We start from the raw sequence: 17,011 nt of genomic DNA on the forward strand, positions 1-17,011 counted from the left end.
GCGCCGGACGCGGCTGGCTTGTGGTATTGAGCTGAGGGAGGAGAGCATTTGCATGTTGCTGTGGACAATCCTTCTGCTCGTGCCGCTCGCCGGCGTCGCGGGATTTCTCATCGGCATGGGAAACCGCGCGCGGATCGGCGCGCTCGATCGGCGGCTCGCGGACGGGATGTCGCTCCTCGCGCGCCGCATTGCCCGACTCGAAGAGGCGGCGGGGCTTGCCAGCGAGGAGCCCGCGGCAACGCGGCCGCTTCCGGTGCGCTACCCGTCGTCGGCACCGCAGGCGCCGTGGGTGCCGCCCATCGAGCCGCTGCCCGAACAGGCGCCCGCGATGGCGAAGCCGGATACGACGGCAGAGCCGGAGTCGATGACAGCAGAGCCGGAGATCGCGGAGCCGGAGTCGATGATTCCGCAAACCGAGCTGCCGGCTTTGCCGCCCGAGCTTCCCGCAACGATCTGGAGTCCGGCGGCGCCATCCGACGCTCCGTACCCGGCGCCTGTTCTCGCATCGTCGTCTGCAGAAGAAGCGACGCCTCCGGCGGAATCGCTCGAGCTGGAACCGTCCTTCGCATCGCACGAACCGCCGCCGGTTTCGCCGCCGCCGCCGCCGCCACTGCCGCCGGCCCCGCGGCGCACGGTCGACTGGGAAGGACTGGTCGGCGTCAAGCTATTCTCCTGGATCGCCGGCGTCGCGCTGGTCTTCGCCGCAGTCTTCTTCCTTCGCTACTCCATCGAGCACGGATGGCTGAGTCCGTCCGTCCGCATGGCGATCGGCCTGCTGACGGGCGCAGGCCTGCTCGTCGGCTGCGAGCTGCGTGCGGCGCGCCGCTATCCGGTGACGGCCAATGCGCTCGACGCAGCCGGCATCGCGATCCTGTTCTCGACGCTGTTCGCTTCGCATGCACTGTGGAACCTGTTGCCGCAGCTTACCGTCTTCGCGCTGATGGCGCTCGTCGCGGCGGTCGCGGTGCTGCTGTCGATCCGGCGCGACTCCGTCTTCATTGCGCTGCTCGGGCTCGTCGGTGGTTTCGCGACTCCTGCGCTGTTGTCCACTGGCGAAGATCGTCCGGTCGCGCTGTTCAGCTACCTGATGCTGCTCAATGTCGGGCTGGCATGGGTTGCCTATCGCAAGAGCTGGCCGGTGCTGACCTCGCTCAGCGTCGCGTTCACGACGCTGTATCAGTGGGGATGGGTCATCAAGTTCCTCGATGCCGCGCGACTGCCGCTCGCGGCGGCGATCTTTCTCGTATTCCCGATCCTGCACGTGCTCGCGTTCGCGGTCGGCAGGACCCGGCGCGAAGGCGAGGATCCGCGCTTCGGGCAGGCGATGTCGTTCGCGTCGATCGTGCCGGTGCTTTTCGCGCTCTATCTCGCGGCCGTACCAGCGTACGGCGAGCACTACGCGCTTCTGTTCGGGTTGCTGCTGGTGGTCAGCGTCGGGCTCGGCGTGATCGCAGCGATGCTCGGTCCTGAGATCCTTCACGTCGGCGGTGCGTTCGCAGCCGTGGTCGCGTTCTCGGTCTGGTTCGGCGCTTCGTACACCAGCGAGGCCTGGCCGGGCGTGCTCGGCTTTCTCGCGTGCTTCATCGCCTGGTACCTCGGCGCGCCGAAGGTCGCACAACGGCTCGGCCGGCCGTTCAGTCTCCACGGGGAGCAGGCGATGCTCGCAGCGCCGGCGCTTCTTTTCGCATTCCCGATGCTCGCGTTCCTCGAGCCGGCGACAGCGGAGCCAGGGCTTCTGTTCGGCGTGCTGTTTGTTTTCCTGTCGGTAATCTCCGCCGCGGCCATCGCGCGCGAGGATGGCGTTCTCTACTTTACCGGAGCGTTCTTCGCGCTCGCCGCCGAGGCGGTGTGGTCCGGCAAATTCCTCGACCCGGAGCGTCTGCTGGAGGCGCTTGCGATCTATGCTGCCTTCGCACTGTTCTATCTCGGCGTGCCGATCGCAGCCGAGCGCGCCGGCAAACGCCTGCAGCCCGAGGGCGGCGGAAGTCTCGTGCTGCTGCTCGGCATCGCACTGCTGTTTTTCCTCGCGCTCGGTCCGGTAGCGCACTCGGCGCTCTGGGGCATCGCAGTCCTGCTCGCCATTTTGAACGCGGGCCTGTTCGCGCAGGCGTCTGCCGGGGGACCGCGACTGCTGACGATCGCCGGCATCGGGCTTTCGTGGGTCGTGATCGCTGTCTGGTGGTCGGCGGCGATGACGCCGGCACTGCTGTTTCCGGCGCTGCTCGTCGTCGCGGGCTTCACTGCGCTGATTCTCGGCGGCGGCGTTCTCACGCTGACGACGAGCGGCGAAGGTTCGGCGGCGCACGACCGAAGCCTTTCGCTGGCACTCGTCGGACATGCGTTCCTGCTGTTCGTTGCAGCCCAGGCCGATCTCGCCGTTCCGCCGTGGCCTGTGTTCGGAATCCTTGCGCTGCTCGACCTCGCGATCGGCGCTGCGGCGCTCTACACGCGCCGGGCCGTGCTGCATGTCGCCGCGATCATCGCGTCGCAGCTGATCGTGCTGGTCTGGATGCTGGTCGCGACGGTTGCACCGTGGCCGACAGTCGGAATGCTTGCCGCGGACGCGGTGGCCGCCTTTGCGTTCGGCTGGTTCGTGCTCGTGCAGCGCCGCCCGGACGCGAGCGAGCTGTTCCCGGCAGCCGCGGTCGTCGGCGTCTTCCTTGCGCAGGCCGTGACGATCATCAGCGCGCAGATGGACAGCCCGCCGGAGCTGGCGTCGCTCGTCGTCAATCACGTTGCGCTGCTCGTCGCACTGCTCGCGGTGACATGGCGGACAGGCCGGCACGCGCTCGCCGTGCTGGCCGTCGTTCCCACGGCGATCGGCAGCGGACTGTGGATCTTCCAGCACGCCGACGCATGGCAGGCCGGGCTTGTCTTCGTTACGTCGATCTACGTGGTGTTTCTCGCGTATCCGATGGCACTCGGCGCTCGCGCCGGCCGGTCGCGTGCGCCTTACGTTGCCGCAGTGGCGGCCGGCCTTGCGTTCCTGCTGCTCGCCCGGCGATGCATTCTTGCCGGGGGCTGGGAGAGCGTGATCGGCCTGCTTCCTGTGGCCCAGGCCGCGTGCATGCTTGCGCTGCTTCAGCGTGTGCTCGCGATCGAGCCTGCCGGCGAGCGCGAGATCGGAAGGCTCGCCATCGTTGCCGGCGCCGCGCTCGCCTTCGTGACGGTGGCGATTCCGCTTCAGCTAAGCCGCCAGTGGATCACCGTCGCGTGGGCACTCGAAGGCGCTTCGCTGGCGTGGCTTTACCGCCGGATCCCGTTCAAACAGCTGATCGTGTGGTCCGCAGGCCTGTGCGTTGCGGTCTTCGTGCGCCTCGCGCTGAACCCGTGGATTTTCGAGTACCATGCGCGCGCGTCGGTCCCGATCTGGAACTGGTACCTGTACACGTATCTGGTCTCGGCGGCGGCGCTGTTCGCAGCCGCGTGGTGGCTGCGCGACGTGGACGATTCGTTTTTCGACGGCATGCCGCGCGTGAGCGACGCGCTGTCGGCGGCGGCGACCGTGCTGTTGTTTCTCATCCTCAACATCGAAATCGCCGACTTCTATTCGACCGGCTCCGCGCTGACATTCAATTTCTCCGGCGACATCGCCCAGGACCTGACCTACACGATCGGCTGGGCGGTATTCGCGATTGCGCTGCTGACCGCCGGTATCGCGCGACGACGGTCCATCGTGCGCATCTCCGCGCTCGGCCTGCTGGTCATCACGATCACGAAATGTTTCCTGCACGATCTGTGGCGCCTGGGTGGTTTGTATCGAGTGGGATCGTTCGTCGGGCTCGCGGTCTGCCTCGCGCTTGTCGCGGTGCTGCTGCAGAAGTTCGTGTTCGGCGGCCAGGAGGAGTCCGCGTGATGTCGCGGCGAGTGCTGGTCGCGGCCGTAATTGCGACTGGGTTGTTCCAGGTGGCGACGGCGAGGACGACAAACGCCGACATGAACGACGCGAGGCCTCGTCGCGAGCGGTCGGTCATGCCGGGCGCCGCCGGCCCGAATCGCCTCCCTGTCGATGTCCCGCTGCTCGCCGGAGCGCGACCACTTCGGCTCGACGCGCGACCGGCAGCGGCCGGTGGACTCGATGATCTTCGACTCTACGATGGCGCCGGTCGCGAGGTGCCGTGGCTGATGATTCCGCCGGCCGTGCCGGACGATCGCTGGGAGCCGGGACGCGTACTCCCGGTCGTCGCAACCAAAGAGACGAGCGGATTCGAGCTGGATCTCGGCCAGCCGCTGCGCGTGGATCGCGTGCGGCTGGCCGGCATGCCCGCGCCGTTTCTCAAACGGCTGCGCGTCGAAGCGAGCGGCGACCGCAGCCGCTGGACACTCGTCGTCGAGGACGGCACCGTCTTCGACCTTCCCGACGAAGGTCTGCGGCACACCGAGCTCGCGTTTCCCGCCGGTGAGTTCCAGTACTTTCGCGTCACGTGGGACGACCGCAGCAGCGCCGTCGTGCCGCTGCCGCAAAGTGTATCCGCCCGCATTGCACGGACCGGATCTGCGCCGGCGACGCCTGCGGAAGTTCCGATCGAGTTCGAGCGCCGCGCGAGCGAGCCGCGAAAGAGCCGCTTCCGCCTGCATCTTCCCGGCGCGCATCTGCCGGTCACGGCACTCGTCTTCCACTGCGGCGGCAGTCATCTGCTGCGAGACGTGCGCGTGAGCGAAGGGCGACTGTCCGGCAGCGAAGTCGTGCCGGTGACGTTGGGCGAGGGTACGCTGCGGCGCGCGGTTCGCGGCGATCTCGTCGCAGCAGATCTTCGCATCGCCGTCGCGGCGCCCGAAGAGCCGGATCTCGACGTGGTCGTCGACGACGGCGACAATCCTGCGCTCGACCTTACCGGCGTCTCCGTCGAGCTCGCGCCGCTGCCGTGGATCTACTTCGAGAGCGCCGCCGGCGAACCGCTTACAGCCCGCTACGGCGATCCGAAGCTGTCCGCACCTCGATACGATCTGGAGGCGATGCGCGCGGCCGTGGGCAGCGCCGCGCCTGTCGAGGCGCGATGGGGCGCGCCGCACGATGTCGCGACGACAGGCGACGAAACAGCACCGATCGAGAGCTCACTGCCGGCCGTGGGAGCAACGATCGACACCAGCGGCTTCCGCTATTCGCGGCCGATTCCCGACGGTCCGCCGGGTCTGACCGCGCTCGCGCTGGATGCTGCGGTGCTGGCCCACAGCCGCAACCTTGCCGACGTTCGCATCGTCGATGGCGAAAGCCGGCAAGTGCCCTATCTGGTCGAGAAGCTCGACGAACCGCTTTCGCTGACGCTTGCGCCGTTCGCTCCGGCGATTGCGGCTGCCGGCAAGCCTCGCGCCGGCCAGTCGCGATATGAGCTGACGCTGCCTTACGAAAACATGCCGCCGGTGCGGCTGGTGATCACGACCGGCGAGAGAGTCTTCGAGCGACGCGTCTCGGTCGAGATCGAGCGTCCGCCCAGGGATCCGCGCGCGAAGCTGCAGAAGACCGTCGTGGCTTCTTCGCCGTGGCAGCATGCCGACCCCGATTCACCGGCGCCTGCGCTGGTGCTCGGGCTGCCGCCCGTCGAAGTGACCAGCGCGCAGATCGTGGTCGACGAGGGCGACAACAGTCCGCTTGCGCTGGCGCCGCCAAGGCTGCTGCTGCCGTTGTATCGGCTGCGTTTCTTCCGCAGCGGCGACGACGCGTTGCGACTCGTCTACGGAGAGCGCCAATTGGGCGCACCCCGCTACGACCTCGCGCTGCTCGCGCCGCGACTCGTCGGTGCGCGGGCGGCCGAAACGATGCTCGGAGCCGAGACAGGCAGTGCGAAGCAGCCGCAGAATGCCGGCGCGACCCAGCCGATGCTGTTCTGGGGAGCGCTGCTTGCAGCCATCGTCGTGCTGCTCGGGCTCGTCGCGCGGCTGGTGCGGAAGGCGGAATGAATACTTTCGGGAACTCTACTTCGCTACCAGTCGAATGACGTCGCGACCATCGGACGTGAACGTGAGCTTGTCGCCGTGTCGTTCGAAGCCATCCGTGGCGACGAGTGCCCGCAGGATGGCATCGTCGGCTTCGGAATTGACCGGCTGGCAGAAGTTTCGCTCATTGTGCAGGCTCGTGAAGCGAATGCGCCGGGCCGGCACATCGATGACGTGGCCGCCCGTGAACTGGTTGCACGAGGTGTTGCCGACCAGCCGAGTGCCTTGCGACGTCATGATCAACCCCGGCAATGGAATGACTCGCGTCGGGTCTCCCGCGAAGCCGTCGACCCAGACGATCATCCAGTCGATGTCGAGTGGAGAGGCGGGGTCCAGGCTGCCCGGCGGAGTCGCGACCTGAGGATAGGGGGTCTGCGCCCCCGGGTTGATGTAGCAACCGCTGGTGAGCGTGCTCACCGCGATGCAGCAGCCGGCACAGGCGATCGCCAGCGAGAAAGCCCGGAATCTCATGATCGATCTGTTCGTCGACTCGCGGGGCAATTGCAACCACGGCCGCTTCGACTCCCGAACACCCGCGCTGTAGGACCGGCGAGCGTAATGTTCGAATTACCACACTTCGCGCACGACGTACGACGCGTGCGATGCTCGCGAACTGGTTCACAACGTAACGTTGCGGGATCGTTCCCGCATTCCCTGTGTGGAACGCTGTTCCCCGACGGCTGATCTGAAATCGACACGTGCTGACTTGCAGCGTGAACTGGAGCGTCACTCGCTAGCGTGGCGATGAAAATAGCGCATTGAAAAATATCGCCCGCGTCTGAACCGGCGGTCAGTCGACATGACTTGAAGAAAGGCCCGCTCCGTCGTGGGTCTAGTAAATTCCCTTCACTCGGCCGGGCGGCTGTCTCTTTTGTCTCTTCGATTTGTCGCTCCCGTCCGTGGGTCTTGCGGTACCGATCTCTGCGGCTCAAACGATTTGCGTAGTAACGCGGCGTCGAACGCGTTCCTGGGGAGGACGACGCACGACGCTTTTTCAATTGTCGTCGTACTCAACCAGTTCGGTCGGGATGATCGATCGACCGGGGGGTCTCATGAGCAACACAAAATCCGCAAAACACTTTCGCATTTTCACATTCCGCCGCGCGTGGGTGGCGATCACCGTGCTCGCAGCATTGACGTGCGGGAGACCCGCGTACGCCGAAAACTGCCTTCGGCAAGCGTACGGCAAGGACGCGGTCTGCACCGCAGAGGACATTTCGATTGCGACGATCGAGGTCGTCGACCTTCTCGACGGGTGTACGTCGTTCGGAGACACGTTCCGGTTCAACGGAGTTCTGCACGTCGTCTCGCACGCGACCGAACGTTACGACGTCGGCTTCTATATCGGGCCGAATGCGTACACCTCGGCAACCGCGAACTGCACCGTAACGACCATTCCTGCCGGTGGAACGGTGAACGACGGCGACTTCTGCGGTGACGTAGCAAGCGGAGCCGAAATCTCGATTCCCGTCAGCAACGTGACCGCGAACTGCGCGGATGTCGACGGCGATGGTCTGTTCGACGTCAGCGCGTGCTCGACGTGGCGCCAGAATACGAGCAACACCGACTGCCCCGACGAAGCGCACGCACTTCCGGGAACCAAATCGAAGTGCAATTGCGAGCCGGTCAATACGAACCTCCCGGTTCCGCAATGCATCAGCGGCGAGGAATGCGACGACGGTCTCGTCTGCACGGACAACATCTGCGATCCGAGCGCTCAGGGCTCGGACGGATTCGGTTGCGTCTTCCCATTCTCGTCATCGGCAACGATCTGCCGCGGGTCGACCGGCGTCTGCGATCCAGCCGAAAACTGTACCGGGACGAGCGGCACCTGTCCGACCAATACGCAGAGCTCGTCGTCGACGCCATGTCGTCCATCGACCGGTGGCTGCGATCCGGCCGAGAACTGCACCGGCAATTCGGGCGGGTGCCCGGCCGACAGTCACTCCGCGGACGGAACGACGTGCACCAGTGACGGCAAGGTCTGCACCGACGACGTCTGCGCCGCAGGCGAGTGCACGCATACGAACAACAGCGATCCGTGCGACGACGGCCTGTTCTGCACGACCGACGACACCTGCAGCGACGGCACCTGCACGGGCACGCCGCGCGTCTGTGACGACGGCAAGGAATGCAGCGAGGATACGTGCAGCGAGCTCGAGCAGAAGTGCATCTTCACCGAGTGCGAGCCGGTCATCGACGGCGAGATCTGCCGCACCGCCGGCTACTGGGGGACGCACGGCGGCTTCGAAGCAAAGAGAGGTGCGACCGCGGTGAACGTCACGCAGCAGCTCCTCGATGCCGTCGGACCGCTCGACGTCTGTGGCGAGCAGATCTCGACGACGAGCAATCCGACCAAGCCGTACCTGCAGGGACTCGGACTGACGTCCGCGCTGGAGGGCCTCTGCGTGCGGGTCCAGTCGGTCCAGCAGCGTTCGCTCTATCGTGCGCTCGTGGCCGCCGCGCTCAACTGCGCCGTGAGCGGCGCGGCCAACAACTGCGATCTGATCATTCCGGAGTTCTCCGATTGCGATCTCGTCTGCCAGGGCATCGCGCCGCAGGGAGCGCCCACCGAAAGCGAGTGTGTCGCGCTGCTCGACTGCTTCAACAACGGCGGTGAGCTGATCGGCGGCCAGTGCGCGTCCGGCACGTGCGAGAGCCAGCCGCTCGTCAATTGCGGCTTCGACTTCCCGGCGTGCCCGGACTTCGGCGGTCTGCCTCAGCCGTGCGTGCCGTTCGAGGACAACTGCCATGATCAGGAGCTTTGCAACGAGGACATCGGGTTCTGTCCGGGAGACACTCCGAGCTCGAGCGATGCAGCGTGCAGGGAAGCAACCAGCAACAACTGCACGATCGACTCGTGTCCGTGACGCTCGAGCGGACATGGTGAAACCTGCCTGACGCAGGTCGCACCGCAGCTGAACGAAAAGGCGGGGTCGCATGATGCGGCCCCGCCTTTTTTCTTGCGGGACATCGCCGGCGCCGAAGCCTGCTTGGAGGGAACAGGCCCCGGCACCGGCGCGCGAGCGGTGAGCATCTGTCGGAACGCGTGATGCACGGGGGCAGCATCAACGCGCGTGCGACAAACCTCGGCCGCATCGGCTGGAAGATCGTTTCAAGGCCACTCTACGAACGATCGATCTCCCGCGCTTGACCCGCGCCGCCATCCGCTTGATCCCGAGCGCCAACCGTCCCGCGCGAACACGCGGCTGCGTCAGGATCGGCATTGTTCGAGTCATTCGATCGGTTGGCGCGACAGAAACGGGTGATCCATACTCGGGCGCGAAGCCGGGTCCGCGGGAGAAACCATGCGACAGTTGTTCCATCAGGCGGCGCGATGCGCTGCAGCGATCCTCGTTGTCGCCGCAGTGGCCGAGACTGCGATTGCTCGCGGATTCGGCGGCGGGTCACGCGGCGGCGGCGGAGGCGGCGTGAGTCGCGGCGGGTCGGCAGCGGGCGGCTCGTTCGGTCGAAGCGATCGTGCCGGCTCGTACAGGTCACGCGGTCGCGCAGCGGATGGAGACTTCGGCAGGCGCGACTGGGAAGAGGATCGCGAAGAGCGTGTCGAAGAGCGTCACGAGCGTCGGACCGAACGCCGCGAGGATCTGCAGGAATACGTCGACGAGCACGGCCGCAGGTACTACGGCGGCTACTACTACGATGGCGAGTACTACGACGGCTACGAGGAGGGGTACGACGAAGGGTATGACGACGCGCTGGAGGAAGAAGTGTACTACGAGCTGCCTTGCCTGCCCGTCGTGAAGCCCAAGGGCGGAACCGTCTACTACGTGTGCCAGTACACGTACTATGTTCGCGTCTACGTCGATGGCGAGGTCGCGTACGTCGTCGTGCCGAATCCGGGCGGACGCTGATCGTTCAGTGCCTCGACCGATCCCGATCCGACAGGAGTCTTGCGATGACGATCATCATTACCGCCTTCGAACGCTCGCCCGACGGCGGCAAAGGACTGGCGCGGGACACGCGCGTTCGCTGGGCGCTCGAGGAAGCTGGCCAGCCTTATGAGGTTCGACTCGTCTCGTTCCGTGCGATGAAGGAGCCGGCGCATCTGGCGCTGCATCCTTTCGGCCAGATTCCGACTTACGAAGAAGGCAACCTCGCGCTGTTCGAGACGGGGTCGATCGTGCTTCATATCGCGACGCGCCATCGGGGCTTGCTGCCGGACGATGCCAATGCCCGCGCGCGGGCGATCACATGGATGTTTGCCGCGCTCAGCACGGTCGAGCCGCCGATCCTCGAGCTCACGACCGCCAGGCTCTTCGAGGCAGACAAGCCGTGGCGCGACGAGCGCGTTCCTCTTGTGGAAGATCGCGTCCGCGTCCGGCTCGACCAGCTTTCCGTTCGCCTCGGTGATGCCGACTGGCTCGATGGTGCGTTCAGCGCCGGCGATCTTCTGATGGTGTCGGTGCTGCTCCGGCTGAAGGCGTCGGGCATGCTCGGCGAGTTCCCGAACCTGGCCGCGTATCTGGCCCGCGGTGAAGCACGGCCTGCGTACCAGCGGGCGTTCGCCGCACAATTGGCTGTCAACAGCGGTCCGCCAAAGAGTTGACCGGGCCTGACGCGAGACACGGCAGGACTCTTCGTGACGATGCGCACGAGACTTCCGCGGTATGGCGTGAAGGATTTTGCATTGGTCTGCGCGGCCGGTACTGTGGCCTCTCGAATGTTCCCGCTTGCACTCCTGCTCGTGCTCCTCGTCGCCAACGTTGCCGGCGCCTCTTGACCCGGACCTTCTCCGGGCGCGGGTCGTCCGGCTAGTCCGCACCAGAGCAGGCCCCGTCCCGGCACGCACCGTTCCACTCCGTCCGGCGGTCCGCCGCAGATTGTCGCGAAGTCCGAGATCATCAATGTCCCCGGCGTGATCGAAGAGCCCGGCACGTGTCCGTCGCGACCGCAGGCCGAATGCGAAAGTCCGCGCTCGAGCCGGCTGATCTTCAAAAACGGTCCCGACAAGGCGAAGAATCTGCTGGTCTGGAGATGGAACAGCGGAACCGTAGACAAAGAAGACATCGGCGATCCTACGAGGACGACGAAGTTTGCGCTCTGTGTCTACGACAGTCTTTCGGGGTCGCGCTTTCGCATCCTGCAGCTCGCCGTCGACGGAGGTCGGAGCTGGAGACACAAGACGGCCGACGTTCTGCAATACTCCGCGTTCCGCGACACGCACGAAGGCGTGACCGGCATCCTTCTGAAGACCTCGGCCTCGGGCAAAGGCAAGATCCGGTTCAAGGCGGAGGGCTCGCGCTTTCCGGCGCCGCCGCCTGCGAGCAAGTCGAAGCTGTTGCACAAGGACAGCGACGTCGTGGTCCAGCTCATCAACAGCAGCACCCATCAGTGCTGGACGTCGAAGTTCGCGAAGGCCGACACGAATTCGACCGAAGCCTTCGCGGCGCTGGACCGGGATTCCGTGATCGCCTCGCGCGGAGCCGATGACGAGCCATGCATGCCGGAGAAATCCCCGGGTACGTTGACCCGCTAGCGCACGCTGCGCGCACCCCAGCGGACGCAAGTCTATTGCAACTCAGGCTTCGTCCGGCGGCCCGCCGGAGCGCGCGACCTGGTCGGCCTTGATCTTCGATGCATCGAAACGCTTCGCCGAGCCGATCATCTTGTCGACCGTCTCGTCGAAATCCGCGCGAGCGCCGCGCTGGAAGCGCAGCGGATTGATGCGCGCGACGACGAAGTTCTTGAGGTAAGGACTGTCGAAGCCGCGCGCCTTGAGCGCGGAGACGGCGGCTGCGACGGCTTCATCGAGGGCCATCAGCTTGTCGGCGCGCTCCTCCCTCGTCGTGATCGCCCTGGCGAGCCGACTTGCGAGAAACGATTCGGTGCGCACGAGCACCGGCCGGTAAACGCCGCCCGCGTAGCGGCCGTTGCGCTCGTAGCAGATACCGAGCGTCAGCAGCGCAGGCTCTTCGAACATCGACGCATAGTCGCGCTCGCTGCCCGCGTCATCGACTGTAGCGAGATCGCGCGCCATGCGAATCACTTCGAGCGCCTTCTCGCGAAGGTTGTGCGCTTTCTCGGTGTTCAGCGCGAGGATCCGGTAGGCGATCTCGGGCTCCGGGACGACCAGGACGGTAACGCTGCGCGCACCGAGGCTTCGCATCGCGTGCAGGCGATGATTGCCGTTCGGCGTCCAGTAGACGCCGTCGTCGCGCCGGACGACGATGATCGGATCCAGAAAGCGGCCGAGCTCGCCGATGCGCTCCGACAGCCGTTTGGCGTGCGCTTCGGAAACATCACGCTGGAACGGCGTCGGCTCGACCTTGTCGATCGGCAGCACCGCGACGATCTGCCAGAGCTCTCCGAGCGGATCGCGGTACGCACCGGCCACCTGGCCGCCGTCGCGTTCGATCAGTGACGCGAGTTTTTCGATCGCTGCCGGCCGCGAGTCGGGACAAGCCTGACGCGGCGTGAGGCCGCGCGGTTCGATCTCCGCTTTCTTGCGCGTGCGTTTTTTTGCTGCGCCCATGGTTGCCGGAAATTAACCGCGTGGCCGGGTCGATGAAAACTCGGATGGAGCTATTCGTCCCGGACTGCTAGGAACAGCGCTGGCGGAAGGCGCGGAACTCACCCGATGAAAGCAATTCGAATCCATGAGCGTGGCGGTCCCGAAGTGTTGCGTTACGAGGACGCTCCGGTTCCGAAGCCCGGCGCCGGTGAGATCCTCGTGCGGGTGCACGCCGCCGGCGTGACGCACGGCGAGCTCGAGTGGTTTCCGACGTGGTTCACGCGTCTCTCCCAGCCCCGGCCTTTTCCCGTGACCCCGGGGCACGAATTCGCGGGCGAAGTTGTCGAGATCGGAGAGAATGCCCGCGGTGTCGCAGTCGGCGACCAGGTGTTCGGGCTGAGCGACTGGTTCTGCAACGGAGCTCTCGCCGAGTACTGCATCACGCGTCCGGACTTCGTCATTCCGAGGCCGGATTCGATCGACGTGCTGTCTGCCGCCATCACACCGATTTCGGCACTGACCGCATGGCAAGGGCTGATCCATCGCGGCCGTCTTGCCAGCGGTAATCGTGTTCTGATCCATGGAGGAGCCGGCGGCGTGGGCCAGTTTGCCGTCCAGATTGCGCGTTGGCGCGGCGCTCACGTGATCGCGACGTGCTCATCGCACAACGAATCGTACGTCCGTGAGATCGGTGCGCATGAGACGATCGACTACCATACGGTGAATTTCGAGAGCGTGGTCAGCGAAGTCGATCTCGTGCTCGATACCGTGGGCGGCGAGACGCTGAATCGCTCGTGGCAGGTGCTCGCTCCCGGCGGACGCCTGGTGACCATCAGCAACGACGCGATGACCTCGAAGGATCTGCGCGTGCGGGAAGCGTCCTTCATCGTCGAGCCCGACCGCACGCAGCTCGAAGACCTTACCGGATGGATCGTCGAGGGCATCCTGAAGCCCGTGGTCGATCGCGTGCTTCCGCTGTCTCGCGCGCGCGAGGCGTACGAGACGAAGGGCAAGCGCGGGAAGTCGGTGGTGCAGATCGCTCAGCCGCCGCGCTGACGCGAAGAGTCGCCGCGCAGCTCGCGCTCGACTTCCCGATGCATGCGTTCGTGATCGGCGGCCGTTTCCCTGTGCGCGTAGCGCGTGCGCGAATCGGCGTGCTGCCCCTGTGCATCTCCCTGCGGCTGGCTCTTCGCGCTCCTGCCATCGTGGTCGAGCTTGCCGCCGTGCTTGTCGAAATGCTTGACGTCACCTTGCGGCTCTCGCGGCTGGCCGAGCTCGCCTTGTTTCCGCTGATTCTGTGGTTGCGACGAATTTCGGTGTTTCTTCGGGTGTTTCATCGCCTTCTCCATCAGGGCTCTCGTCTCTCCATCATTGTAAGCGAGGGACGCGGTCTTCCGGGTCATGCCGCAGAGGTGCTTGATCGGGCGGAGTGTCACGCGCGCTCGGCAGACGCGTCGACTCCATTGGTACCGCCGGCTGCGATCGCGCGAGCGCGAGCAGAAAGGCTGTCTGCAGTGCCGCATCCGTCAGGTAGATCGGCGAGATCGTCCCGTTCGCGGAGTACACGACATCGACGGCGAGGAAGCTGGCTGCCGTTGCCGCAGCCAGCGGCGGCGCGGCCTCGCTGCGGGAATGAAGAACGAGAGTACCGCCGATCGCCGTCGCAAGGAGCCCGACCATCCTGACGAGCCAATCGTCGGTCTTGCGACCCGTCACCGCCTCGAAGCTGCGCATGTGAACGACAGGCCAAAGTCCCGTTGCCAGATACCACGCGCCCTGCACCAGCAGGGTAGACCTTCGCGCACCCATCGACTTTCAGTCAGCATCGCTGTCGACCATTCGGCAAGGCCTCTTGGCTCGCTGATACTCGACCCCGGCCGCAGTCGGGTTTCCGCACGATCCGAGCCGACCTCGTCGAGTGCGGGAGCCTGGCAGTGAGAATTTCCAATCACGTCATCGGGAGATGATCAGACGTGATGGATGTGAAGGGTTTGGTGGAGCAGAAGGGATTCGAACCCTCGACCCCCACGTTGCGAACGTGGTGCTCTCCCAGCTGAGCTACTGCCCCAAACCCTGGTGTGACTGGCGAGTCCCGATTCCGTCCTAGATACGGTTGGGCTTGAGCTCGCCGGCTTCCTGTTCTGCCTTACATGCGATGCAAAGAGTAGTGACGGGGCGCGCCTTGAGGCGTCCGATCGAAATCACTTCTCCGCACTCCTCGCATTCCCCGAACGTTCCGTCGTCGATCCGGCGGAGCGTCTCCTCGATCTTGTCGATCAGCTTGCGTTCCCGGTCCCGGATCCGCAGGTCTCGCGTCGAGTCGCTTTCCCAGGCCGCGCGGTCGGTCGGATCGGGGAATGTCTCGGCAACGTCGCCCATCCTCGTGACCGTCTTGCCGGCATCTTCCATGAGCTGCGACCGCTGCGCGTGAAGCAGCCGGCGGAACATCTCGAGTTGCTCGGCAGTGAACGGGGTTCGGAACATCGCTTTCGTATCCGGTATAGGACGCCCCTCGGCGTTGCAGAACGGGGGATGGTAGCATCGCACCCTTCGGGAGCAAGTGAACTTCCGGACGGTCCGCCGCCCGCTCGCGAGGCCCAGCGCGCGACAGCGCTTGGCCGGAAGAGCAGCCGCAGCATCGCGGCCGAAAGGACATTGCGACATGAAAATCGCCCACTTCGAGGCCGCTTCCGGCATTGCCGGCGACATGACCGTTGCGTCCCTGCTCGACGCCGGCGCCACGCGCGGACTTTCGCTCGCAAGGCTGCGCGAGGCGCTGCTGGCTGTGCCCCTCGGGCACTACCGGATCGCCGCCAGCGAGGTCGAAGTCGGCGGAATCCGGGCGCTTCATTTCGACGTGGAGATCGAGCACGCCGCGCACTCGCACCACCGCCACTGGCCGGACATTCGCGAAATGCTCGAGACGGGCAGGCAGCGCGGGCTGCCGGAAGGTGCGTTTTCGCGGGCGGTTGCGATCTTCGAGGTGCTCGCGCGGGCAGAGGCGAAAGTTCACGGCGTCTCGATCGACGACGTGCACTTTCACGAGGTTGGCGCGGTCGATTCGATCGTCGATATCGTCGGCGCGGCCTGGTGTCTCGACCAGCTCGGCATCGATGCGTGCACGGTCGCGACGATTCCGACCGGCTCGGGCTTTGTCGATACCGAACACGGACGCCTCGCGATTCCGGCTCCCGCGACGGCAGCTCTGCTCGCAGGGTTCGACGTGAAAGCCGGCGACGGCGAAGGCGAGCTCGTGACGCCGACCGGCGCAGCGATCCTCGCCGCGATGGCAAAGCCGATGCGGCCGATCATGACGCTCGAGCAGGTGGGATGCGGCGCCGGGACCATGCGCCTTCGCGACCGGCCGAACGTGCTGCGGGTGTTCATCGGGAACGCCGACGAGGCGAGTGACGCGAACGTCGTCGTCATCGAAGCCGACATCGACGACATGACGCCTGCCGCGCTCGCTCATGCCTGCGAGCGGCTGCGCGCCGACGGTGCGCGCGACGTGAGCGTGCTGCCGCTTCAGATGAAGAAGAACCGCCTCGGCATGCGCGTGTCGGTGCTCGCCGATTACGGACTGCTCGAAAAGCTGTCGGCGTCCTTGATGCTGCATACGTCGAGCATCGGCGTCCGCTACCGCGCAGCCGGCCGCAGCGTGCTCGCCCGCCGAATCGACGTCGTCGAGACGGAATTCGGGAAGATCCGCGTCAAGACCGTGGTGCGCCCCGACGGCAGCGAGTCGGCCGAGCCCGAGTTCGAAGACGTCGCGCGCGCGGCCATCGCCGCCGCAAAACCATTCGCCGACGTACGCGCCGCCGCGCTGAAGTCGTAAATCGGGGACAGACACTGATTTTCGCGAAATCGGTGTCTGTCCCCGATTTGCCGATTTATCGGCCGAGCATGGCGTCGAGATCGAGATGCTGCTCGGCGAGATCGGCGAGGTGTTCGAGATCGTCGCGACGGTCTTCGGCGACGAACGGCATCGACCCGAGGTCGGTCGTTTCGGCGAAGCGCCCGATCACGGCGCGGTTGGTCTTGATCGCGAGCGCGAACTCCTCGTCGAACGCGACTTCGTTCATGACGAAGCCGACCGGCACGATTCCGGAGTTGCGCAGCGCCTGGAACGTCAGCAGCGCATGATTGATGCATCCGAGCCGCGACGCGACGACGCAGACGACCGGCAGTCCGAGATCGATGACGAGGTCCCGCGTGGTGCAGCCTTCGGCAAGCGGCACCATCAAGCCTCCCGCGCTTTCGACCAGAACAAAATCGGCGCTCGAGGCGATCCGCTTGAAATGCGCGATGAGCCGGTCGCGCTCGATCGTTCGACCCTCGGCTTCCGCAGCGACCAGCGGCGCCGCCGGCTCGGCGAACAGGTAAGCCGCCACGTCCGCTGGTTTCTGCCCCGACGCCGCTGCCATCCGCACGCAATCGGAGCCGACGAGCTCTCCGTCTTCGGTTCGGCATCCGGTTTCGACCGGCTTGCAGGCGGCGACGTTGATGCCGCGTCGCGCGAGCGCGCGCAGGATCGCACACGATACCATCGTTTTTCCGGCACCTGTGTCGGTGCCCGTCAGGAAGATTCCCCGCGCGCTCAAGCTC

At 65.7% G+C, this 17,011-nt stretch carries 14 protein-coding genes and 1 tRNA gene; 8 read left to right on the plus strand and 7 right to left on the minus strand.

Going from position 1 to position 17,011, the window contains the following annotated elements; all coding sequences use genetic code 11:
* Positions 1 to 52 precede the first annotated feature (52 nt).
* Together VN634_21700 and VN634_21705 are read left to right on the plus strand one after the other, a co-directional pair.
* A complete protein-coding gene (locus VN634_21700) occupies positions 53 to 3,856 on the plus strand; it encodes a DUF2339 domain-containing protein (protein HXC53517.1) in 3,804 nt (1,267 codons plus the stop codon).
* Positions 3,856 to 5,898 (plus strand): DUF3999 family protein, encoded by a 2,043-nt coding sequence (locus VN634_21705; GenBank protein HXC53518.1) that lies wholly within the window; start codon positions 3,856 to 3,858, stop codon positions 5,896 to 5,898. Before VN634_21700 ends, VN634_21705 begins: the two co-directional genes overlap by 1 nt.
* A 15-nt stretch (positions 5,899 to 5,913) precedes the next feature.
* Here the strand turns inward: VN634_21705 and VN634_21710 are convergent, their stop codons facing one another.
* Positions 5,914 to 6,405 (minus strand): META domain-containing protein, encoded by a 492-nt coding sequence (locus VN634_21710; GenBank protein HXC53519.1) that lies wholly within the window; start codon positions 6,403 to 6,405, stop codon positions 5,914 to 5,916.
* A 581-nt stretch (positions 6,406 to 6,986) separates the two neighbouring features.
* On the opposite strand from VN634_21710, the gene VN634_21715 reads away from it, so the two are divergent.
* The 4 genes from VN634_21715 to VN634_21730 all read left to right on the plus strand — a co-directional run bounded on the left by VN634_21715 (position 6,987) and on the right by VN634_21730 (position 11,431).
* Positions 6,987 to 8,804: a hypothetical protein gene (locus tag VN634_21715; protein HXC53520.1), complete on the plus strand. Its 1,818-nt coding sequence runs from the start codon at positions 6,987 to 6,989 to the stop codon at positions 8,802 to 8,804.
* A 438-nt stretch (positions 8,805 to 9,242) separates the two neighbouring features.
* Positions 9,243 to 9,806, plus strand: coding sequence for a hypothetical protein (locus VN634_21720; GenBank protein ID HXC53521.1), 564 nt, complete (start codon positions 9,243 to 9,245; stop codon positions 9,804 to 9,806).
* A gap of 44 nt (positions 9,807 to 9,850) precedes the next feature.
* On the plus strand, positions 9,851 to 10,501 hold the full coding sequence (locus VN634_21725) for a glutathione S-transferase family protein (GenBank protein ID HXC53522.1): 651 nt from the start codon (positions 9,851 to 9,853) through the stop codon (positions 10,499 to 10,501).
* A gap of 309 nt (positions 10,502 to 10,810) precedes the next feature.
* On the plus strand, positions 10,811 to 11,431 hold the full coding sequence (locus tag VN634_21730; GenBank protein HXC53523.1) for a hypothetical protein: 621 nt from the start codon (positions 10,811 to 10,813) through the stop codon (positions 11,429 to 11,431).
* 42 nt (positions 11,432 to 11,473) lie between these two features.
* Here VN634_21730 and VN634_21735 read toward each other — a convergent pair whose 3' ends face one another.
* Entirely contained in the window at positions 11,474 to 12,427 is a 954-nt protein-coding gene (locus tag VN634_21735) for a ParB N-terminal domain-containing protein (GenBank protein ID HXC53524.1), read from the minus strand.
* Positions 12,428 to 12,532: 105 nt separating this feature from the next.
* Between VN634_21735 and VN634_21740 the strand changes: the two genes are divergently transcribed.
* Entirely contained in the window at positions 12,533 to 13,462 is a 930-nt protein-coding gene (locus VN634_21740; GenBank protein ID HXC53525.1) for an NADP-dependent oxidoreductase, read from the plus strand.
* Here the strand turns inward: VN634_21740 and VN634_21745 are convergent.
* From VN634_21745 to dksA, 4 genes are all read right to left on the minus strand, one after another.
* The gene (locus VN634_21745) at positions 13,447 to 13,743 is read right to left on the minus strand and encodes a hypothetical protein (GenBank protein HXC53526.1); all 297 of its coding nucleotides are present in this window, start codon (positions 13,741 to 13,743) and stop codon (positions 13,447 to 13,449) included. The two genes, VN634_21740 and VN634_21745, sit on opposite strands and share 16 nt — an antisense overlap.
* 31 nt (positions 13,744 to 13,774) lie before the next feature.
* Positions 13,775 to 14,215 (minus strand): hypothetical protein, encoded by a 441-nt coding sequence (locus tag VN634_21750; GenBank protein ID HXC53527.1) that lies wholly within the window; start codon positions 14,213 to 14,215, stop codon positions 13,775 to 13,777.
* 183 nt (positions 14,216 to 14,398) lie between these two features.
* A tRNA-Ala gene (locus VN634_21755) sits at positions 14,399 to 14,474 on the minus strand.
* A gap of 35 nt (positions 14,475 to 14,509) precedes the next feature.
* Positions 14,510 to 14,890, minus strand: a complete 381-nt coding sequence (gene dksA / locus VN634_21760; protein HXC53528.1) for an RNA polymerase-binding protein DksA — start codon at positions 14,888 to 14,890, stop codon at positions 14,510 to 14,512.
* A 178-nt stretch (positions 14,891 to 15,068) separates the two neighbouring features.
* On the opposite strand from dksA, the gene larC reads away from it, so the two are divergent.
* Positions 15,069 to 16,241 (plus strand): nickel pincer cofactor biosynthesis protein LarC, encoded by a 1,173-nt coding sequence (larC, locus tag VN634_21765; protein HXC53529.1) that lies wholly within the window; start codon positions 15,069 to 15,071, stop codon positions 16,239 to 16,241.
* 55 nt (positions 16,242 to 16,296) lie between these two features.
* Here larC and bioD read toward each other — a convergent pair whose 3' ends face one another.
* Positions 16,297 to 17,007: a dethiobiotin synthase gene (gene bioD, locus VN634_21770; GenBank protein HXC53530.1), complete on the minus strand. Its 711-nt coding sequence runs from the start codon at positions 17,005 to 17,007 to the stop codon at positions 16,297 to 16,299.
* Positions 17,008 to 17,011 lie beyond the last annotated feature (4 nt).

It is taken from the genome of Candidatus Limnocylindrales bacterium (assembly GCA_035571835.1).
GTDB lineage: Bacteria > Desulfobacterota > Binatia > UBA1149 > CAITLU01 > DATNBU01.